General features: G+C 45.3%; 16 protein-coding genes. 11 read left to right on the top strand and 5 right to left on the bottom strand.

Annotated features, from left to right (window positions below; genetic code table 11):
* Positions 1 to 9: 9 nt before the first annotated feature.
* The 4 genes from SDE_RS00370 (at position 10) to SDE_RS00350 (ending at position 6,724) form a co-directional block, all read left to right on the top strand.
* Positions 10 to 303 (top strand): histidine kinase, encoded by a 294-nt coding sequence (locus SDE_RS00370; protein ID WP_011466560.1) that lies wholly within the window; start codon positions 10 to 12, stop codon positions 301 to 303.
* A gap of 338 nt (positions 304 to 641) precedes the next feature.
* The gene (locus SDE_RS00360) at positions 642 to 2,483 is read left to right on the top strand and encodes an autotransporter assembly complex protein TamA (RefSeq protein ID WP_011466559.1); all 1,842 of its coding nucleotides are present in this window, start codon (positions 642 to 644) and stop codon (positions 2,481 to 2,483) included.
* The gene (locus SDE_RS00355) at positions 2,483 to 6,295 is read left to right on the top strand and encodes a translocation/assembly module TamB domain-containing protein (protein ID WP_011466558.1); all 3,813 of its coding nucleotides are present in this window, start codon (positions 2,483 to 2,485) and stop codon (positions 6,293 to 6,295) included. The genes SDE_RS00360 and SDE_RS00355 overlap by 1 nt, the downstream gene beginning before the upstream one ends.
* Positions 6,296 to 6,343: 48 nt before the next feature.
* Complete coding sequence (locus SDE_RS00350; protein ID WP_011466557.1) at positions 6,344 to 6,724, top strand: hypothetical protein; 381 nt, start codon at positions 6,344 to 6,346, stop codon at positions 6,722 to 6,724.
* A gap of 187 nt (positions 6,725 to 6,911) precedes the next feature.
* Here the strand turns inward: SDE_RS00350 and SDE_RS00345 are convergent, their stop codons facing one another.
* Positions 6,912 to 7,493, bottom strand: a complete 582-nt coding sequence (locus SDE_RS00345) for a TetR/AcrR family transcriptional regulator (protein WP_011466556.1) — start codon at positions 7,491 to 7,493, stop codon at positions 6,912 to 6,914.
* A gap of 93 nt (positions 7,494 to 7,586) precedes the next feature.
* On the opposite strand from SDE_RS00345, the gene SDE_RS23225 reads away from it, so the two are divergent.
* The 3 genes from SDE_RS23225 (at position 7,587) to nhaD (ending at position 11,024) form a co-directional block, all read left to right on the top strand.
* The gene (locus SDE_RS23225; RefSeq protein ID WP_011466555.1) at positions 7,587 to 8,003 is read left to right on the top strand and encodes a GFA family protein; all 417 of its coding nucleotides are present in this window, start codon (positions 7,587 to 7,589) and stop codon (positions 8,001 to 8,003) included.
* 669 nt (positions 8,004 to 8,672) lie between these two features.
* Positions 8,673 to 9,431 (top strand): ribonuclease H family protein, encoded by a 759-nt coding sequence (locus tag SDE_RS00340; protein WP_011466554.1) that lies wholly within the window; start codon positions 8,673 to 8,675, stop codon positions 9,429 to 9,431.
* Positions 9,432 to 9,620: 189 nt separating this feature from the next.
* A complete protein-coding gene (gene nhaD, locus SDE_RS00335) occupies positions 9,621 to 11,024 on the top strand; it encodes a sodium:proton antiporter NhaD (protein WP_011466553.1) in 1,404 nt (467 codons plus the stop codon).
* A gap of 46 nt (positions 11,025 to 11,070) precedes the next feature.
* Here the strand turns inward: nhaD and SDE_RS00330 are convergent, their stop codons facing one another.
* Both SDE_RS00330 and SDE_RS00325 read right to left on the bottom strand, forming a co-directional pair.
* On the bottom strand, positions 11,071 to 12,756 hold the full coding sequence (locus SDE_RS00330; protein WP_011466552.1) for a cellulase family glycosylhydrolase: 1,686 nt from the start codon (positions 12,754 to 12,756) through the stop codon (positions 11,071 to 11,073).
* Between the two features lie 360 nt (positions 12,757 to 13,116).
* Positions 13,117 to 14,451: a hypothetical protein gene (locus SDE_RS00325; protein ID WP_011466551.1), complete on the bottom strand. Its 1,335-nt coding sequence runs from the start codon at positions 14,449 to 14,451 to the stop codon at positions 13,117 to 13,119.
* Between the two features lie 113 nt (positions 14,452 to 14,564).
* Here SDE_RS00325 and SDE_RS00320 point away from each other — a divergent pair, with 113 nt between their 5' ends.
* A complete protein-coding gene (locus SDE_RS00320) occupies positions 14,565 to 15,674 on the top strand; it encodes a helix-turn-helix transcriptional regulator (protein WP_011466550.1) in 1,110 nt (369 codons plus the stop codon).
* Between the two features lie 69 nt (positions 15,675 to 15,743).
* On the opposite strand, the gene SDE_RS00315 is transcribed toward SDE_RS00320, so the two are convergent.
* A complete protein-coding gene (locus SDE_RS00315; protein ID WP_011466549.1) occupies positions 15,744 to 17,705 on the bottom strand; it encodes an alpha/beta hydrolase family protein in 1,962 nt (653 codons plus the stop codon).
* Positions 17,706 to 17,735: 30 nt separating this feature from the next.
* A complete protein-coding gene (locus SDE_RS00310; protein WP_011466548.1) occupies positions 17,736 to 18,716 on the bottom strand; it encodes a zinc ABC transporter substrate-binding protein in 981 nt (326 codons plus the stop codon).
* A gap of 108 nt (positions 18,717 to 18,824) precedes the next feature.
* Here SDE_RS00310 and SDE_RS00305 point away from each other — a divergent pair, with 108 nt between their 5' ends.
* From SDE_RS00305 to SDE_RS00295, 3 genes are read left to right on the top strand one after another with little or no spacing between them, the layout of a single operon-like run.
* Complete coding sequence (locus SDE_RS00305) at positions 18,825 to 19,313, top strand: Fur family transcriptional regulator (protein ID WP_011466547.1); 489 nt, start codon at positions 18,825 to 18,827, stop codon at positions 19,311 to 19,313.
* Positions 19,313 to 20,098 carry a zinc ABC transporter ATP-binding protein ZnuC gene (znuC, locus tag SDE_RS00300; protein WP_011466546.1) on the top strand — a complete coding sequence of 262 codons (786 nt, stop codon included), beginning with the start codon at positions 19,313 to 19,315 and terminating at the stop codon, positions 20,096 to 20,098. Before SDE_RS00305 ends, znuC begins: the two co-directional genes overlap by 1 nt.
* Positions 20,091 to 20,879, top strand: coding sequence for an iron chelate uptake ABC transporter family permease subunit (locus SDE_RS00295; protein WP_011466545.1), 789 nt, complete (start codon positions 20,091 to 20,093; stop codon positions 20,877 to 20,879). The genes znuC and SDE_RS00295 overlap by 8 nt, the downstream gene beginning before the upstream one ends.

Below are 20,879 nucleotides of genomic sequence, written 5' to 3'. Positions count from 1 at the left end.
GAGAATCACATGAAAAAGTTATTAGTAGCACTGGTTGCCACTTTAGCTTCTGCTGGTCTCACTGCTGGTGAGGTTGATGCCTCTAATCCGAGTTCTGCTGCAGAAGAAATTGTAGTTGCGATTGCGGAGACAGGCGTCAGCTCAAGCTGGACTAGTGAAGCCTTTGAAGGTAAAGCCACCGCGCATGATATTGCAGAATTGAACGAGAATATTACCCAGATGAACAAACGTATTGGCGAAGCGCTAACGTTTGAACTGGATATTAAGATTGCAGAGAAAGCCTCTGTATCTTTCGAAGAGTAATTCGAACGTTTAACTCTCGAAACTGTTTTTTATTGTTTTATGTAGTACTTGTTAGTTTGTTTTATTGTTAGACCTCTCACTTGTAGACCTCTTTATATACAAAGAGCTAGCCCCGTACCTTCTCTCCTCCCTCTTCTCTTGGTACGGGGTCTTTTTTCCCCTTTAAACTTCTCACTTATTATTTTGTCCTAGTAGTTGTATTGCACTAAACACCGCTTTGATTAGGGCGTAACAACGCGTACACAGCTCTTACAAATATGTTTACCTTTTGCGCTTTCACCGCAGCGGCATTAATGAAATACTTCGCACTCTTCCAAACCAACAAGTGACCTTTATCTGTGTTGTTTAAATTTAAAGCACCAGTCTTTTCTAGTGCTGCTTTCATCGGTTATTTGATATACGCGGCACTCTTACTTGGAAGTAGCGCTTCCGCACATGCCCTTGGCCTAGATATTTTTAGCAATACTTCTTCGTACACGCTTACGCTAAACAGCCCAGAAAGCGACAGCGCCCGCAAAGCACTCGAAGAAGAGCTAAACAGCCGCCTAAAAGAAAACCTGCGCTACCAGCCAAAATTAAAAACCATGCCGGCAAGGCGTCGCGTAAAAGAAGAAGTAGAAGTATTAGAAAAAACCCTCACTTCTATGGGCTACTATTCTGGCGAGGTTAACTACCGTATTTTTCACGGCCAAGCCGAAGACGATAATGCCACTATTGAATACAGCGTAGATTCTGGCGCGCAGTACAAAGTAAGCAAAATTGCGTTTAACTTCCCCAAACATGTTGCCAAACCCAGCAATATACCTTTGCAAACAGGTGACGCAGTTAAAGCGCAATCGGTACTTGGTGCCCAGGCGTTTATAGAAAATTATATAAATGACAATTACTGCCTGTACGAAATAAACCTAAGCTACAACGTTACTTTACACGCCAGCAAGGCGGGGGCAGATATTGTATTTACCCTGCAACAAAGCCCAGATGCCCTATTTGGCGAAATCAGCTTCAAGGGCCAAACTAGCATCAAACTCGATTATTTGACCCGCCAAGCCAAACTAGAACCAGGTACCTGCTTTAAGCGTAAACAGGTTGATGAAACGCGATTGCAGCTACTGCAATCTAATTTACTGGTTAGCGTAGATTACAAATACGATCTCAACCCCAGCTACAACCCCGACGTGGCCAGCAAGGTAGACATAACTTTTCACCTTAATGAACGGCACCATCGCACGGTTAAAACAGGTTTAAATTACAGTACCGACGGCGGCCTGGGCATGCAGGTGGGCTGGGAGCATCGCAATTTATTTGGCAGTGCCGAAAACTTATCGTTAGACACTGGCTTTAATGAAATCTCGCGCTTTGCTACCGGCCGCTATATTTTGCCGCGCTTTATTATCGACAACCAAGACCTTACCCTGCGCTCACACTTTGAACGCGAAACAACCGACGCTTACGATTCCACCCGTGCTGAAGGCAGCGGGATTGTGGCGCGTCAGTTAGGCGACCACACCAGTGCCGAAGTGGGCTTAGCGCTAACCTATGCAGATATTGTGGAAGCCGAGCAAAGCGAAACCTATAACCTTATTTCTATTCCGGTGGGCTTTACCTACGACTACCGTAATAGCTTACTCAATGCCACACGCGGCTGGATGTTTAACACAAGCCTCACACCGTTTGCCGATATAAGCAAACAAGACACACGCTTTATGCGCTGGACAGCCACCACCAGCGTATATGCATCTAAAACCGACTGGGCGATGAGTCCAACGGTAGCACTGCGCGTTTCCACCGGCTCTATATCGGGCGCGGCATTAAACGATGTGCCAGCCGACCAACGTTTTTATGTGGGCGGCGGCGGCTCGGTGCGCGGCTACAGTTACCAAAGTTTGGGCGAGCTTACCGAATCCGAGCCAGATGGCGGTAAATCCTTTGGCGAAGTTTCTGCAGAGTTGCGCACTCGCTTTGCCGGCAATTGGGGCTTAGTACTTTTCTTAGATGGCGGCTATGCCTATGCCAGTGAAGCACCCGCTTTTGGTCACGACTTTTTATGGGGCGCGGGTTTAGGCTTGCGCTATCACACAAGCTTTGCCCCTATTCGTGTGGACTTTGGTTTTCCATTGGATAAACGCGAAGGTATCGACGACAGTTTCCAGCTTTATATTAGTATTGGACAAGCATTTTGATGAGCAGTACACCCAACCCAGAACAAGGCGAACCGCGTGCAAACAAAGCGCCGCAAAGCCGCGTTTGGAAAATAATTAAGCGCACCCTATGGCTTGCTCTTTTAACTATATGCATTGTGCTGGCATTTGTTGGCTGGGTATTGGGTACGCAAACTGGTCGCGAATGGGCTTTGGGCCAAGGCGTTAGCTTTTTTAACGACCTAGATACCGGCATTGCCGTGCAAATAGAAGGCGCAACAAGCAAGGGGTTATTAGATTGGTATTTTGAAGCCCTGCATGTAACCAAAAATGGTCAACCATTAGTAGACGCGCACAAACTGCGCCTACAAGCCGAGCTAAGCCCGCTACTGGGCAAACGCATTATTGTAAATGAAATTTCCAGCGCAAAGCTCAGCTACACACATCAAGCCGCTAGCGAAAGCCCACCACCGGAACCTAAAGAAAAAACCGAATTACCACTCGCGTTCGACTGGCAAATTGAATTAAAAAAACTGGCCATCGATGAACTCGCCCTAGCACTACCGCAAGCCGAGTATTTGCCGCGCTACAAAGTAAACGGCAAAGCCAGCGCTTTTACGCCAAGCTCCCCGCTCGACGTGACCTTTACCGCGCAAAGCTTGGGAGACGAACACCCTAAAATGTCGCTCGACATTAGCTCACACCTTGTAAGTGCAAACACACTAGCAATAAAAGCTAGCATTCAAGAGGCCGTTACTAATACGCAACAGGGCTTACTAGGCGCGCTACTAAAATTGCCGGCCAATCAAGCTGTAGATACCAAACTAGACGCGCGCATTACGTTTGACGAAGAAAGCCTGCAGCTCGATTTAAAACAATTGAGCCAGCAATTAAATAGCTACGCGCTAAACGCCAATGGCAAAGTAAAAACCAATAAAAATTTCACCAATATTACCTTGCAGCAACTCACCATTGCCACCAACAAAAAGCAGCACACATTAAACGCCCATTGGAATAGTGATAAATCGCAGATTACCGGCGACGTTAGTCTTGATCAGTTTCCATTGGGTATACTTTCACCGTGGGTACCCGGCATACAAAGTGGCACCCTCACCAGCGACACCACTGTTGAGCTAACCCTACCTAAAGCAATAGATAAAGGTGAACACCCTTTAGATATTCAACCGTTGCTTAGCAGCATTATTACCCCCAACTTAAAAGCCAATAGCCGCAGCGAGCTTAACGCCACCCTATTAAGCGGCCAACAAACGCTGCCTATTGTTGCGCAATTTAATGTAGCAGTAGAAAAGCAAAAAGTGAGCATTAGCTCGCTTGCGCTAAAAACAAAAAATAACAAGCAGAATATTGACCTACAAGCGCAGGGCAATATTGATGTAAGCAAACAAACGCTTAATTTAAAAGTAGGCGCAAACGCAATAAATGCACAAACACTACACGATTTGCTGCAACGCTTTAATCAGCCTTTACCGCGCGATTTAATACTAAACATAGAAAAAACCACCGCCACAATTAATGGCAGCTATTTAAATCGTTTAGAGAATTTAAATATAGAGGCGCGCACAGGGGTTAACGGCAGTTATAAAGAGCAACCTTTAACAGCTACGTTTACCGCCAAGGGCACCATTAAGCTTGTTTCGCTACAAGCCGCAAACGCCCAACTGGGTGAAACCACCCTTAGCGCCAAGGGCAACATAGACTTGCTTGGCGACAAAACCGATTTAACCGCCCAGGTAAAAAATATAACCGCCCCACTGCTTAAGCTGTTTAATGTAAACCTACCCGAAGAACTCGAAGGCAATATTCATCTAACAACCCATGTACAGGGGCCACTAAAAGCACCCGCCGCAAATGTAAAAATGGGTGGCGAGTTAAGTTACCCTTTATTACAACTTAACGGCAACTACCAACGCCAACCAATCGAATTAAATTTGGCAGCCGATTGGCGCGACAAAATATTAGATATTGGCTTGCTAAGCCTACAGTTACCCAATGCGCCTACATCCGAGCCGCTTTTACATATAGAAGGCGATATAAACTTAAGCTCGCCACTGCCAGCTATGAACTGGTCTTTACAAGCGAACCAACTACCCGCAGCGCTGGTAGCGCCCTACGGCTGGCCAGATAGCAAGGGCCACCTCACAGTACAGCTAGATGCCAATACACCCGCCGCCCAAGCGTTCGATTTTAATTGGCTAGCTGCTTTGCACTTTAGAGGTGAAGGGCATTACATAACCCAATTTAAACAGCGCACCAGCCGCAAGAAAAACGGCCAATTAAAAACTCAAAATATCGATTGGCAATTTGCCTTTACCGATGGCGACAACACTACAGAAAGCAATAACAACACCAATAAAACCAGTAATGCTAACGAGCAGCAAGCAGGCCACTGGAAGTTACAATCCAATATTATTCGCACCCAAGTAGAAAGCGCAGACAGCGCCGCAAAAAATATTGCAGCAGAAGAACCAGCAACTAACAGCCAAACCGACTGGATAAACTTAACTGTTAACACCCAATCGCTATTCGATAGCATTAGCAACAGTAACCAGTTGCCAAACATTACGCTAAGCAGCCGATTAAATTTGGGCGCACTGGCGTTTTTACTTGAGCGCGACCACAAGCTAGATGGCCAGTTTAACGCAGAGCTTGCCCTAAAAGGCTCGCGCACTAACCCGCATATTGAGGGTGAACTACAATTAGCAGATGGTGCTTATCAAAATAGTTCACAAGGTTTGAACTTTAAAAACATAACCCTGCAGGCCGTTGCCGATGGCCCTAACTTAGCGCTTTCAAATATAAGTATAGAAGATACTCGCGGCGGCAAAGTAACCGCCCAAGGTGCATTAAACTGGCTTGAGCCTTTTGCAGACAACGCCGTGCAGTTAACAATACAAGCGCACAACATGAACGCGATAGACCGCAAAGAAATAGAAGGCCAAATTAACGGCGAATTGCAGTTAAACGGTAATTTCGAAGCCCTACTTTTAAGTGGCGACTTAGAAGTTGCGCCACTTGCGGTATCCATAGAAGGCAACCCTGGTCCAAGCATTCCGCAAATCGAATACTCGTTTGCATCGGAAGAAATAGAAGAAACCAAAGCCAGCCAATCCAATATGGCGGTGCTAAGCCTAGATTTAACTATACGAGCCGATCAACAAGCGTTTATACGCGGCCGCGGGTTAGAAGCAGAGCTAGCCGGTAAAATAGATTTAAACGGCCCAGTATCTAACATTACTTACCACGGCGCCTTTAAAACGGTGCGTGGTCATTTCGATATATTTGGCAAACGCTTTAAATTAGAACGCGGTGAAGTAGGTTTTAGCAACCAAGTAGCCACCATATTAATTATTGGTGTTTACAGCAAAAAAGAAACAGAGATTCGCGCCGAAGTAACAGGCATAGGCGATAAGTTCACCTTAAAGCTCACCTCAATACCTTCGCTACCCGAAGAAGAAATATTGGCACAATTAATATTTGGCAAAGACCGCCAACAAATTACCGCCCTACAGGCAGTGCAATTGGCATCTGCAGTTAACACCCTCAAGGGTGGCGGCGGCGGCTTTGACCCTATAGGCAGCACCCGCGATTTACTAGGCGTAGATACCCTTACCGTCGATTCGGAAGAAAACGAAGCCGGCGATAAAGGCGTAAAAGTGGGCGCAGGTAAATACCTAAGCGAAAATGTATATTTAGAACTAGAACGTTCAAGCGACCCCACCCACCCGTGGCAGGGCAATATACTAATTGAATTAACACCCAGCATAAGCTTAGAAAGCACCACCGGCGGCGCGAAAGGCGGCTCGGCGGAGCTTTTATGGAAGCGTGATTATTAGTTTAGATAAAATAGAACTATTTTTAACGTTAAAACTCCGAGGGATATTATGAGTTTCGAATTAGGTTTTTTTGCGATTCACCAAGGTGAAACTTCAGTAGAAAAAATTGAAGAATTATATAACAAGGTAATGCGCAACGAGCAGGTGGAATGGAATTCGAATGAGCAGTTTGATCTATTCAAAGCTGAGTTGTTTGCCGAGCACCCACCACTCGATGAAAATGCTGATGACGATGAATACGATGACTCCGCATGGGCGTGTGATGTACTTCATGGCGAAGGCTACATCTGCGTTAGTGTCGGCAGTGGGCCTGCTTCGAGCGCAGCAATAGATTTAATAGAGGTTCTTGCAAATAAATACAGAGTAGCCACGGTTAATCCGCAAGCTGCACCACCGGAAAATGTAATGTTTAGTAGTGGTAGTCAGTAGCTGCAGGCGGGCCTATTTTGCTTCAAAAAATGGGCCCACAAGAAAACATTAAACGTAATCATCAACATTTAACTCGAATGTTATATGGTTTAGGAAGTTGTAGTTGCGGCGAAATTGAATTTTTCTTTGAAAACGATCCGATTAATTCAATTTTTACTACTTCTAATAGTGTTAGGCCCTTACAAGATCATATACCACCTAATTTTAAACCAACTTCTCGCCTGCACGCAGATAGTAAACGCTCAATCGAATCTTGATCCTGAAGCGTTCTAGCTATAGCAACAGCGCCAATCATCATTGCAGTTACCGACAAAATATCTTGCTCGTCACAGTCGGTATAGCTACTTGCATACTCCATAATTGCCGTGTTCATGCCATGGTAAGTGTCGGCATAAGCTGCTTTTATTTCTTTATTCTGCATGTTGATGTCTGTGGTCAAAAAAGCTAGCGGACAAGACAGAGAGCGCTCTCCTTTAACATGCTCCAAGCTTAGATACTTATTTAGCAACAAAGCCAACCACTCTTCATTAGATGTACCCTCTGGCTTAAGGCCCGCAAGCTTAGTGCGACTGGCTCTAAATTTTAATGCCTCTCTATAAAGTTCTGCTTTACTACTGAAATGGGCGTAGAAGCCACCACGAGTGAGCCCGCAATTATTCATCAAATCGTTTATCGTAACGCCTTTGAAACCTTTTACAGAAAATAGCCTGAAAGAATTTTCCAGAATTATCTCCCGAGTTTTGCTTTTGTGAGCCTTTGTATATGGCATAGGGCTAAGCCTTCTTACAGTTTTATATGTTCTTTATCATATTTAATTTCTCCCCTAACATGAAGTCACATTTTCAATAACATCGGAGATAACATGAAAAGACATATTGGAAGTTGTAGTTGCGGCGAAATTGAATTTTGCTTTGAAAACGATCCGATTAATTCAATTTTTTGCTATTGCAAAGCGTGTCAGGCCCTTACAGGGTCCGACAAATGGTTTGGTGTTTGGGTGCCAAAAGATAATTTCAATTTTACGAAAGGCACACCGTCATCGTATACGCGTAAAGGCAACTCCAGTCAAAACGTTAATTATTTGTTCTGTGGCAAATGTAGTACTGCAGTATGCGCGGAGATTACTGCAGGTAATTTTTACTCGGTATCTGCCACTGCCCTACAAAATAATGAGTTCCAACCTAGAATGTCAATCTATGCATCCTCGGCGCCCTCCTGGGCTACCTTTCCTAGCGGCTTACCAACATTTGACACCTTGCCTCCAGGAATGGGGGGCTAAATATTTAACAATCGCTGCAAGGCGCGGCAATAACAATGTTAAACTAGCACTGCGCACTTTTTGGGTGGTTTAACGTGAACACTATGTAAGCGTGTAGTTAACCACACGCTTACACTTAAAGAAACGGCCGATTCATTTCGAACTCATCAGGAGCGTTATCCTTGGTTGGCCACTTTGCTTTCTAAATACACCCTCTCTCCAGCAAATGGAATATTGGTTTCGTGTTCGTCAATAGCAGAGTAAGGTGGGAACCTGTTGAAAGGAACATGGCTTACAGATAATCGACTATTTGTTGAATTTGATGTGTTGGCCAATTATAGGGCAGGTGTTTAACTGGAAATTGATAGCTTCGATAAAAGCAAGCCCGCTATAAGTGATCGCAGTAGAGGGACCCGTATTTCATTTGGGTATTTAGCACTTCACTTATTGACTGACTTATAAACCTGAGAGAGTTTTACATTTGTTGTAGGACTGTAAAGATTGATATTCGGTAAGCGCGATTCCAACAGTGCGAATAGCGGCAGTCTTTCACGCGTAGGAAATCAGTCTAGATAACTGCACTCCATAGATTTTGCTATGATCATTTAACTATCGCGTAGCCCCATTCTAACCAAATGCTCCCAATAAAAATTGCAGGCGAGCTTAACGATTTTAAAATAGGAAAAAAACGTGGCAAGTAAGTTTTACGTAGTATGGCAAGGTAGGCAAACGGGTATTTTTACCGATTGGGCAACGTGCAAAAAGCAAATCGATAAATTCGCTGGCGCGCGTTATAAGTCGTTTCCTACTAAAGCCGAAGCAGAGGCTGCTTTTGGTGGTAAAGGTGTAACTGCGTCTACCGGTGCGGGTAAACGCGCTACCGGCAACAACACCGTAAAAACCTACAGCGCCAAAGAAGTCGATGCACTGGATGCCTACACCAAAATTTTTACCGATGGCGGTTGTGAGCCAAACCCTGGTAATGCAGGGTCTGGTATTGCGGTGTACCGCGACGGCAAAATTAGTGAGTTGTGGTACGGTTTGTACAATCCCAACGGCACCAATAATACCGCCGAGCTAAACGCTTTGCACCAAGCGATGATGCTGGCCGAGCAAGAGCTTGCAGCGGGCAATAGTACGGCGATTTTTTGCGATTCGAAGTATTCTATTCAATGCATAACCCAATGGGCAGCGGGCTGGCAGAAAAAGGGCTGGAAAAAAGCGGGCGGCGAAATTAAAAACCTTGAATTAATTCAAACCATGTTCGCCCTTTACCAAACCCTTAAGGGCAAGGTGCAAATACTGCATGTTAATGGCCATGTGGGCGTAGAAGGCAATGAGCTTGCCGATCGTATGTCTATTTTGGCTATAGAAAGCCAAGAGACGGAGTTTGCCCGCTATGGCGAGCCGATTGATATTGCTGGGTTGTTGGCTATGAGAAATGGGTAGATTAATCGATAACTACTAATAGCGAATCACTAGGTACTATATAACTAGTAGGTTGATGCCATCTTGATTGAGACTAATCAAATTAGTGGCGCACTATTAGGGCTATACTTTTGTAGTAGATCGGCTTTCGGGCTGGTGTTTTCTTCTACTGTTCAATCGATATTAAATAGTTAGTTATCGGATGGCCCTATGAAACATTGCATTATTGTTATTTGGGCGGGTGTGTTGTTTTTGTTTCCTGCGCTCGCTTCTGCCGCTGCCAGCTCTCATGTAGCTCTCGACCTTACTCACCACTGGGTGGGGTTTGTTGCGCTTGCTATATTTGTTGTGGCTTATACGCTGGTTATATTTGAAGAGCAGCTGCATATGCGCAAGTCCAAACCGGTGCTGCTCGCGGCCGGGCTTATTTGGGTGCTTATTGCCTTTGTTTACAGCGGCCAAAGCGATCATCACAGTGCTGAAGAGGCCATACGCCATAACTTTTTAGAATACGCCGAGCTATTCTTTTTCTTACTCGTGGCCATGACCTATATAAACGCCATGCTAGAGCGTGGCGTTTTCGATAGCCTGCGCGATTGGCTAGTGCTTAAGGGCTTTAGTTACAAAAGTTTGTTTTGGCTTACCGGCTTTTTAGCTTTTTTTATATCGCCCGTAGCAGATAACCTAACCACCGCGTTAATTATGTGCGCAGTAATTATGGCGGTAGGTAAAGACAAGCCCCAGTTTATTGCCATAGGTTGTGTGAACATAGTTGTAGCCACTAACGCAGGCGGTGCGTTTAGCCCCTTTGGCGACATTACAACTTTAATGGTTTGGCGAAAAGGTATTATTGAGTTTTTTACCTTCTTTAATTTGCTATTACCCTCACTGGTTAATTTTGTTATTCCCGCTGCAATTATGCACCTTGCCCTACCCAGCGGGCAGCCAGCAGTGGTAGAGGATGAACCAGAGCAAATGAAAACCGGTGGTTTGGTTATTGTTGGCCTGTTTATTCTTACCATTGTTACTGCGGTTAGCTTCCATAACTTTTTACACCTGCCCCCAGTATTTGGCATGATGACAGGGCTTGCCTATTTAAAGCTGTTTGGCTATTACCTACGTAAAAAGGGCCGATCTCAATTTGACCATTCTGATATGCCAACTAACCACAAAATTGAAGACGACTTTGATATTTTCGACAAAATCGCTAAGGCCGAGTGGGATACATTGTTCTTTTTTTACGGAGTAATTCTTGCCGTTGGCGGCTTGGGCTTTATTGGTTACTTGGGTATGACATCGGCATTTATGTATGGTGAGCTTGGCCCTACAACCGCGAATATTTTAGTGGGCGTTATGTCTGCCATTGTGGATAACATTCCCGTTATGTTTGCGGTATTAACCATGAACCCCGCTATGAACGAAACTCAATGGCTGCTGGTAACGTTAACGGCAGGCGTTGGCGGTAGCTTGTTATCTATTGGCTCTGCGGCAGGAGTGGCACTTATGGGCCAAGCCCGCGGTTTTTATACTTTTTTTAGCCACTTAAAATGGACACCCGCTATTGCACTGGGCTACGGCGCAAGTATTTGGGTACATTTTTTAATTAATAGTTAAATAAAAAGCGCCCCGAGGGGCGCTATGTGCCTTTTGTGATTAACGCTTAGTTACAAACCGACCCCGTCACTGCTGATGCAGCACCGCCGCCGTTGGCAGTAAAACCAAACTCTACCGACTGCCCAGGGTTAACCGTGGCGTTCCACCCTAAATTGCTGGCTGTGTAAGGGTTGCTACCGCTTTGATTGGCATTCCATACACTGCCAATGGTTGTGCCATCACTGTAGCTCCAACTTACTTGCCAGCCGTTAATGGCACTGCTGCCATTATTGGTAATGCGCACCGCCCCTTGAAAACCGCTGTTCCAACTATTTGTAATTATGTGTTCGCAAGTTGCACCACTGCCGCCCGATGAACTACTAGAAGAAGAAGAACTTGAGGACGACGAGCTGCTGCTAGATGAGCTAGAACTGCTACTGGATGAGCTGCTAGAAGAACTGCTTGATGAACTACTAGAAGAACTGCTCGACGAAGACCCGCCAATAACTCCGCCATTACCAGACTGACTTTCGCAGGTAGTACGGCCAATACAGCTTTGCTGATTTTCCCAGCCCCAACCACTGGCTTGATTATTACACAATGGGTAAACCGAGCCGTACCAATTACACTGTTGCGCACCACCACTAGAACCGGACGAACTGCTGGATGAACTGGTAGAAGAACTGGAACTGCTAGAGCTAGTTGAAGAGCTACTAGATGAACTAGAACTGCTCGACGAGCCACCGTATACAGATGCAATTACCGAGGTTGCTTTAATACCATTGGTACCGTTTATTAGGCGGTTACCCCAACTGGTTAAACTGTTAACGTTAAAGTTGTTGGTTATATCTAAGGTGCCGCAACAACTGCCATTGCCCGACCAACTCCAGCCTAAGTAGCCAATGCCATACTGCTCTGCCACAGATAAAATTGCATCTTCATCAACCTCTTCACCTTGGTGATCTGCACCAAACTCCCCCACTATTAACGGCAAGTTATGGCTACTTAAAAACGTAGACACATAGTTTTCTACGGTGCTTAAGTTGTTGTAAACCTGATACATATGCACGCTAAACATGGTGTTACTTAGGCTATCGGCCTGTGCCACCTCTGAAGCATTGTTTAGCATTACTTGTTGCCAATCTTGCCCCCAGTTTGCCGCATCTATCATTAGCGTGTGGGTTAAACCGGCCGCTCGCAGCGTTTGAATAGCCGCTTTGTGCTGGTTAATCCAATTACTGGCAGGCACATTGTTGCCGAACGGTTCGTTGGCAATATTGATTATTACGTAATCTTCTTGCCCCTTAAGCACGTTGGCAATATCTACCCAATACTGGGCCGCATTTGCCAAGGTACCCGCCGCACTGGCCTCGCCTGAACCGGTTACATCGTGTACCTCAAGAACACACACTAACTTGTTTGCTTTACATAGCGAGATAACATTCGCCACATCAGATGCGCTGTTGCGCGTCCATTGCTGGCCATCGCTTAGTACCACTCGAACCGTATTAGCACCTACTGAAGCTATATCAGCAAACGAGCTGGTTTGATTGGCGTACCACGCATGCGGATGATTAACACCGCGCATAATAAACGCTTGGCCGTTATCATCTAACAGCTGCGTACCCGAAACGCTAAACCCCGCATTTACCGTACTTGCAGCCAACATTAATGCGCCAGTAGCCGTATGGCATAAATAGCGCGCAGCCTTGCTCCAACCGCTTAACGCGGGTGTAGATATCTTGTTAAACATGATTAAACCTTTTGATTTTTATGGATGATTAGCGCGACACACGAATAAATACACAGGATGAAACGTAAATTAAGTAGAAAGCCTGCCCAGTAGTTAGATATGCATCGCCCCTGTGTGCGCTAGTTATTGTCGTAGTTACACACATGGCTACCACACCCCGACGTTTAACGGGAATACGTGCAACCGGTTACATGGTAATCCTTTACATTCCGCTTGAACAAGAAAACAATCACATTTTTGTGCTCTTGTGAGTACTCAGTGCAATTGCGAATAAGCACTGATATTTTTAATTTCTATTCGAAACTGCGGGCGAAAAAAAACGCCCCGAAGGGCGTTCAACTCACAGGGTAAGGGCCAACATTATTGGCGAACAAAAACCATCTCACCGTTAAAGGTAAGCTCATCTCCGTTCACTTCTACTGTTAGCACTTCACCTTCGTTAACAGCATCACTTAAACCTGTCGAACCGTTAGTGTCTACATACAATGTAGGTATTAATCGACCAGTGGAGCTGTTCAAATCGTATTGGCCTATTTCTATTCCGTCTGGTTCATCCGCGTCACCGAGCTCACCGTGACTATAAAGGCCATTTTCAAAAAAACTTAGGCTTATGTAATAGGCGCGAGTTTTATACTTTGGCTTCCAAGTACCTACTATCGAGTCGGTTATATTGGCTGCGCGCACTAAATCAAAGCTCTCGTTACCGTCCACTAAAGTGAGTGTGTTTGTATCTTCGCTTAAGCTATAGCCCAGTGTGGTGGGCGTGGTAAGTGTTGACCCTAGTGGTGAATCGATTAAACCAATAGCGCCATTGTTATCGGTGTAGGCTTTAAAGGTTATCTCGCCATTGTTTAGGGTATAACTACCCCACTCCATGCCCGACGGGTCGATTTCGTCGCCTTTTTCTATATGGGTGTAGGTACCATCGCTAAACAAACTCACCTGTACAAAACTCTGTTGACTGTTATTAGCAAACACCCATGTACCGGCAAGTTGCGTTAGGTTTGATAGCGATTCATTAACATGCGTAATCACTTCATCTTCGGCGGCAAGGGTTAGCTCGGCTTCGTTTAAGGTTACTTGTGCGGCTGTTGCAAACACTTCAGAGTCCGCACCAAAATCTAAAATATTATTGGAAAAGTCGTCGCCAGAAATATAAATTCCGTCTTCTAGGTTGTTATTGCTATCCAGCGATACCAAAAGCCTAGCCACATTGATAGCAGTCTGATCTAGGCTGTTATCTGCAGAAAAGCTCAGGGGTGTAATAAGTTGGTCGACAGGTACATCGGGCAATTGAATACCGCGCACATTAAAGCGAATAGCTGAATCAATAATTGCCGATTGGCGCCCTTGTAAGCCGTCGCCATCTAGCACGGGGTTAATCAGATCTTCAGTACCCTGCACACTTAGGGTATAGCTAAAGCTGCCATCGGAATCGGTAATTCCACATTGATCAATACGTTCAGCATCAATGGAATCGTCTAAGTTACGAACATTAAATAGCACCTGACAATATTCTACGCCGCCAACGGCACTGTCTACAAAACGACCAACCTCGGAGGAATAAGTACTCATGTAAACGTATTTACTGCTACTTCCACCAGAGCTATCGCCCCCGTCATCGCCACCACTACCACAGGCACTAGCGAGTGCGGCTATTGTGAGGGGAAGTATCAATTTGTAGTGATGCTGCATGTATTTACCTCAAAACAACATAAATTTAGGTGCCAAATTTACTTCCACTACTCTGTCGCGTCGTCTACCATTTGGTATACGTATTAAATAAAGTATTCAATAAGTTAGCACACATGAAAGATACCGATGTTATTGAGCAAATTTACGCCACTATTCGACAGCCGGAATTATGGTCTGACACTCTCTCCAACCTTGCCAAAGTGCTTAATTCTAGCCATGCCTTTATTGCAGCCCGCCACTCTACTCAGGAACAGCCCTTCGCTTTTATAGAACACGGCTTTAGTGACGGCCATTTCCAAACCTATCAAGAGCACTTTTATAAAGTAGATGTATGGACACAGGCACTGGCTAATCACACTCCCAATCGCTTTCATGCAAGCCATGCTGTTTACGACGATAAAGCTTTTAAACAATCAGAAATTTATAATGACTTCGCTCGCCCCGCGGATATCCGCCACTCCATTGGCTGCCTGTTACTTTCAGCACAACAACCAGTGATGACCGAGCTGGCATTTATGCGTGGCGAAGGCGATCAACAGTTTTCTGCCGGCCAAGCGGAATTAGCCTCTAGCTTTTTAAAACATATTCAGCAAAGTTTACTTATTGGGCAGCAATTACAGGTCGCAACACAAGCAGACAACTCATTGCACACTTTTTTAAACACAGTAACTGATGCCACGCTTATCTGCTCAACTAAATTTGAGTTGCACTACAACAACAACGCCGCAGAACAACTGCTCCGCCAATCTCGGCTTTTACACGTAGGTTTGGATAAAAAGTTACGCTTTGAAAATTTGTCCACTCACTCTCAAGTACAACAATTAGTTGAACAATTAGTGTGGTCAGAAAGAAATTCGCTCGATACTAGCCTGCTCACGCAGGCAGGCGATGTGCGTTACAGGATAAACATCCAACCCTGGTTTGAAGAAATTTCCACACCTTGGGGCAAGCATAAAATTCCTGCGCTAATTATTACTGTTAAACCTATTGCCACTCGCGTGGAAATATCTGCTGAAATAATACGTGAGCTATTTAATTTAACAATTGCCGAAGCCGAAGTGTGTGCAGCCTTATGCTCTGGATTAACAACGCAAGAAATCGCCAAGCAGCGGAATGCAAGTATAGGCACCGTTAGACAACAAATAAAAACCTGCTTAAGCAAAACGCAAACAAACAGCCAAAGCCAGTTGGTTGCCAAGCTGATAACAACGCAAGTTATTTAGCGAGCAGTGCGCAGTAGTGAGAAAAAACAGGCATAAAAAAAGCGGCTTAGCCGCTTTTTGGGGAGAATGTTAAATATTTTTATTCACAAATTCTATTATCGCATCTAAGGTTTTTTCACGGTTTTCTGGGTTATCAAAACTGTGTTCTTCGCCTTTCATACGAATAACTTCTACTTGCTTATCGGCTTTTTTAAGGGCTTTGTACATAATTTTGGTTTGCTCTGGGGCGACTACTTCGTCTTTATCACCATAAATTAGCAACACCGGCACATTAAAGTTATCGGCAAATTTAGAGGGGGAAATTGCTGCCAGCGATTCTTTATCCATTTTGTCTTCTCCAATTACACTCTTCCAATAAGCGTAAGTATCGAAAACGCGGTGGTTGTCTCGCTTTTCGTCTTTCATAATTTCGTACACATCAGATACGCCATTAACAGACACAACACACTTGTAATAATCGCTATAAAATGCGCCGCCAGCTAAGGCCGCATAGCCACCGTAACTCCAGCCCACAATACACACTCTGTCTTTATTGATAAAACCTTGTTTAACCAGCATATCTATACCGTCTAGTAGGTCGGTTTGCATCTTACCGCCCCACTCGCCTTTACCTGCTAGTAGGTGGGCTAAACCAAAGCCGTCTGAACCTCTAAATTGTGGCTGTATAACAACATAGCCAGCGTTAGCAAATGCTTGCGCCATCCAATCAAAAGCAAATTTATCGTGATGACGAGGCCCACCATGGGGCATCATTATTGCCGGTAAATTTTTAAGCGAATCTTTTTGGCTTCTCGGTAATGTTATTAATACTGGTATATCCAGCTCATCTCTGGCTTTGTAGTTATATTTTACAATGGGGTTAATTTGCTCAGAGCCAAATTTCTCAAATTTAGAACCCACAAAAATAGGCGTGGCCTCGCCGTCGTTTAGCAAGAAATAATCACCAGAGAATACTGTGCCAGTTGTTTGCACAACAATGTGTTTCCAATCGGCAGACCAATCACGTAAGAAAACCGATTCGCCCTCAAACTTTTTTTGAATGTTAGCAACGCGCTCTGTAAGTTTTTTATCAAAAAACTCATAGGTAGGCGTAAAACCAGAGTAGCGCACACCGTAAATAACGCGATTAATGTCGGTAATAATATGGTCGATATCTTTATCTGCACGGCCAAACAACTTACCCGAAATTTTGCCATCTTCTAAGGACATCGTGTAGCAAGTGTCAAACCCTGTATCTGGGTCTTCGTTTACAAGTACTAAGTGCTTTTTGTCGGGTGCTATACCCCAAATGCCAAAGTCTCTTAGATCGCTATCGTCGCTGTAAATAACTCGCCATTTTTTACCGTCTGGTACCTCTACGGTATACAGGTGTTTATCTTCATTGTATTTTTCTATGGCTAAAATATTACCTTCGCCATCTAAAAAATAATCAATAGTGTGACGATTACCGTGTTGAATAATTTTAGGTTTCTTTTTCTTAGCACCCAAAGAAACTTTTAACAGCGAATAAGTAGGTGCACTGCTACCCATTCTTTTTTCAGCAAAAGCTGGCATGTAAGCAAATTGACCGTCGGGAGAAAGACCAACAATATCGCCCATTCCGCTCTGCCCTTTGTAAACAACTTCACCGGGAATAAGCAATTGACGGATTGCATTTTTCTTAATGGAATAAACAAAGGCAGAGCTCATATCGATGATGCCTTTGAACCCGTGTACGCGCTTTTCTTCTTTGGCAACCAGTACGATGCGATCGTCGTCAATAAAATAGATTTGCTGAGGTGTAATCTCATCTACCCGAAAACCCGCTAGCATTTTTTTTGCTTTAAGGTCCATCACGCGTATTAGGTCCATCTCGTCGGTGGTGTATCTAAAAGCTAAGCGCGTACCAGATGGACTAACAGACACCCACTGCAACGATGGGTTGGCCGCGTAATCGGCGTTGGTAATTTGTGCGGTGGAAAATGGTATATGAGTAGTAAATGCAATAACGATAGCTATTGCCAAACATTTTAGATGTTTAGAAAGGCGCATGTCCGCTCCCTGGAAGGTTTTATGTGAATATTATTGCGCCAGTATAAAACAACCTTGGAACTGTTTGGCAAATTTTGTGTAGTAATCGTTATAGCTGGCGTAGGCGGTTTGGGTGGCTAATACGTCTACCGTGGTAACGCTAAGCCCCAAGCGCTTGCCGTATTTGCTTGCCTGTTGTACTTCGCTCCAATCGGCTATTAAGCAGGCGGCGTTGGTGGCGTTATGGTTGAGTTCGCGCAGGTGTTTTGCGCTTATGGCTTCGTCTGGCACCTGGGTAAGCGCCCCTAGTTGGTCTAGGTTGTTTGCTTTGGCGAAGTGGGCCACGCCATCGTGGTACACATAATAGCCCTGTGTTACACCTGCGAATGCTGTTTCTGTTGCGCTACTGGCCTGCTGCAAAGCTTGGGTTTGGCTGGCCAAGCGGTTGTTTATGGTGGTAATTAAGTGCGGAAACTGCTCGCCAAGCTGCTGGGCCAATGCGTGCCATACGCGCTGCACGTTGGTTGGGCTTAACCATAAGTGGGGGTCTACACCGTGGGCATGGTGATGGTCGTTGTGATCGTGTTCTTGATGATACTCTTGATGATCGGAAGCGTGGCCTTGTTTGGGCTCTTCAACGCTTGCCATTTGCGGCCACTCTAACCCGTCGATAGCGACTAGTTCGATAACCGCCTGCTGATTGGTCGCGCGCTGATTCGCTACTTTTTCTAAAAAACGCTCTAAATCTTCACCCACCCAAATAAGGGTATCGGCTTCTAATAGGCGTTTGCGATCAGACACCTTTAATTGAAAGTGATGAGGGGAAGAGCCACCGGGTAACAGGGTATGAACGTCGGCTTGGTCACCAATTAGGTCGCGCACAAGCAGCGCAATGGGTTGAATGCTCACCAAAATTTGAGGGCGTTTTACATCGGACTGCGCCCATGCACTCCCCCCCCAAAAGGCCAGCAAGGTAATACTTAGGTACAAAAACGAGTGCTGCTTTAACAGGCTTTTTAGTAGGTAATTCAACGCTTAATCCAATCAATAATATGTTTAACAGCCAATTTATGGGGTTTAATTGGCCTCAAAGTGTTATATGATAACATAACAAAAGCGACTACAAGCCCCGAATTTCCTATGTTCACCCTAAAAAACACTCAAGACGAGCACGATCACAGCAAATGCGTCCATAAGGCGCTAGAGCAGGCCAAAGTACTGTGTGAAAAACAGGGTGCGCGCCTAACAAGGCTGCGCAGACAAATTTTGGAGCTGGTATGGCAAAGCCATAAACCCCTCGGTGCCTATACATTAATGGATATGCTAGCAGATAACTCCGACCGCAAACGGGTGGCACCGCCTACGGTTTATCGCTCGCTGGATTTTCTGTTAGAGCAGGGTTTAATCCACAAGGTGCACTCGCTTAACGCGTATATGGGTTGCTCGCACCCAACTCAAAAAGACAGTGAAGCGCTGTTTATTTGCGGCACTTGTGGCCACACAGAAGAAATTCGCAGCAACAGTATTCAACAGGCTATAAACCTCGCCGCCTCCCAACACCGGTTTACGGTAAACCAGCAAATATTGGAAGTAGTGGGCCTGTGTAACCAATGTAAGGGCAAACGATAATGGCCGCCCCACTCATTCAGCTAAACAATATTCACCTGCGCTTTAGTGCAGAGCCAGTGCTAGAAGGCATTAACCTCACCATTCACCAGAGCGAGATTGTTACCATTATTGGCCCCAATGGCGCAGGCAAAAGTAGCCTAGTAAAGGTAATAACCGGCTTAATAGCACCAACCACGGGCTCTATTACCCACTGCGCACAGGGCAAACAGCCGCTGCGCATAGGGTATATGCCACAAACTCTGCATTTAGACCCAAGTATGCCCATTAAGGTAAGCCGCTTTCTAAGCTTGGCCGGGCCAAAGGCGCCTTCGCGCAGCGCCCGCAAGGCTGCATTGGAGCAAGTGGGCATAGCCAATTTAAGCAGTGCACAAATGCACAACCTTTCTGGTGGGGAGTTTCAACGGGTGCTGCTGGCGCGCGCTATTTTACAACGCCCCAACCTACTGGTATTAGATGAGCCACTGCAGGGTGTAGATGTAAACGGCCAAATAGAGTTGTATCGGCTAATAGCCGAGTTGCGCCAGCAATTGCAGTGCGCCATTGTAATGGTATCGCACGACTTACATTTGGTTATGGCGCAAACCGATTCAGTGGTGTGCTTAAACCGTCATATGTGTTGCCACGGCCAACCCGAAAGCGTGAGCAAACACCCCGAATATTTAAAATTGTTTGGCAAGCAAGCCAGCGACGATTTAGCTGTTTATACCCACAACCACGATCATCATCACGATATGCATGGCGATGTGGTTGGCTGTAGCGACGAGTGCGACCATCACCATGATTAGTTTTTTATTGTTGTCTTTAATTGCCGGTAGCGTTATTGCTTTAACCGCAGGCCCACTGGGTGCCTTTGTGGTGTGGCGACGTATGGCTTACTTTGGCGATACCCTCGCCCACTCTGCACTACTGGGCGTAGCGTTTGGCATAGTGTTAAACATTAGCCCGGTTATAGGCATTGTGTTGGCCAGTTCGGCCATTGCCCTGTTGTTGTGGTGGATGCAAAAAAGCACCACCCTCGCCAACGACAGCCTGCTTGGTATTCTTAGCCATTCGGCGCTGGCATTGGGCTTGGTGTGTGTGGGTTTATTTTCGAATAGCCGGATAGATTTATACGGTTATTTATTTGGCGATTTACTTACCGTAAATATGCAAGATATAGCCGTAGTGTGTGCGGCGGCCAGCGTTATTTTAGGGCTGGTGTGCTTTTTTTGGCGAAGCCTATTAATGATAGCCATAGACGAGAGCTTGGCAAAAGTAGAAGGCTTAGCGGTAGAAAAATTGCGCTTAATGCTAATGTTGTTAATGGCTTTGTTAATTGCCATTGCTATGAAGGCGGTAGGCATTTTATTAATTACCGCGCTGTTAATTATTCCACCCGCTGCCGCACGCAAATTAACAAGCTCGCCCGAGGCCATGGCCATTTGCGCAGCCTGCATTGGTGTAGCATCTGTGTGGCTTGGGTTGGCAGCCTCTTATTTTTTAGATACTGCGCCCGGGCCATCTATCGTTATTGCCAGCACCATCGCGTTTATTATTACTTCGGCAAGCGCTGCAATTAAGCGCTAA

Source organism: Saccharophagus degradans 2-40, assembly GCF_000013665.1.
In the GTDB taxonomy this organism is placed as follows: domain Bacteria; phylum Pseudomonadota; class Gammaproteobacteria; order Pseudomonadales; family Cellvibrionaceae; genus Saccharophagus; species Saccharophagus degradans.
The sequence above is the reverse complement of the archived record's forward strand: the minus strand, read 5'-3'. Positions and strand labels throughout refer to the sequence as shown.

Excerpts from the sequence above, each read along its gene's own strand:
- SDE_RS00295 (WP_011466545.1), top strand. The coding sequence starts at position 20,091 with ATGATTAGTTTTTTATTGTTGTCTTTAATTGCCGGTAGCGTTATTGCT.
- SDE_RS23225 (WP_011466555.1), top strand. The coding sequence starts at position 7,587 with ATGAAAAGACATATTGGAAGTTGTAGTTGCGGCGAAATTGAATTTTGC.
- SDE_RS00320 (WP_011466550.1), top strand. The coding sequence starts at position 14,565 with ATGAAAGATACCGATGTTATTGAGCAAATTTACGCCACTATTCGACAG.
- nhaD (WP_011466553.1), top strand. The coding sequence starts at position 9,621 with ATGAAACATTGCATTATTGTTATTTGGGCGGGTGTGTTGTTTTTGTTT.
- SDE_RS00345 (WP_011466556.1), bottom strand. The coding sequence starts at position 7,493 with ATGCCATATACAAAGGCTCACAAAAGCAAAACTCGGGAGATAATTCTG.
- SDE_RS00330 (WP_011466552.1), bottom strand. The coding sequence starts at position 12,756 with ATGTTTAACAAGATATCTACACCCGCGTTAAGCGGTTGGAGCAAGGCT.
- SDE_RS00305 (WP_011466547.1), top strand. The coding sequence starts at position 18,825 with ATGTTCACCCTAAAAAACACTCAAGACGAGCACGATCACAGCAAATGC.
- SDE_RS00350 (WP_011466557.1), top strand. The coding sequence starts at position 6,344 with ATGAGTTTCGAATTAGGTTTTTTTGCGATTCACCAAGGTGAAACTTCA.
- SDE_RS00370 (WP_011466560.1), top strand. The coding sequence starts at position 10 with ATGAAAAAGTTATTAGTAGCACTGGTTGCCACTTTAGCTTCTGCTGGT.
- SDE_RS00325 (WP_011466551.1), bottom strand. The coding sequence starts at position 14,451 with ATGCAGCATCACTACAAATTGATACTTCCCCTCACAATAGCCGCACTC.
- SDE_RS00355 (WP_011466558.1), top strand. The coding sequence starts at position 2,483 with ATGAGCAGTACACCCAACCCAGAACAAGGCGAACCGCGTGCAAACAAA.
- SDE_RS00315 (WP_011466549.1), bottom strand. The coding sequence starts at position 17,705 with ATGCGCCTTTCTAAACATCTAAAATGTTTGGCAATAGCTATCGTTATT.
- znuC (WP_011466546.1), top strand. The coding sequence starts at position 19,313 with ATGGCCGCCCCACTCATTCAGCTAAACAATATTCACCTGCGCTTTAGT.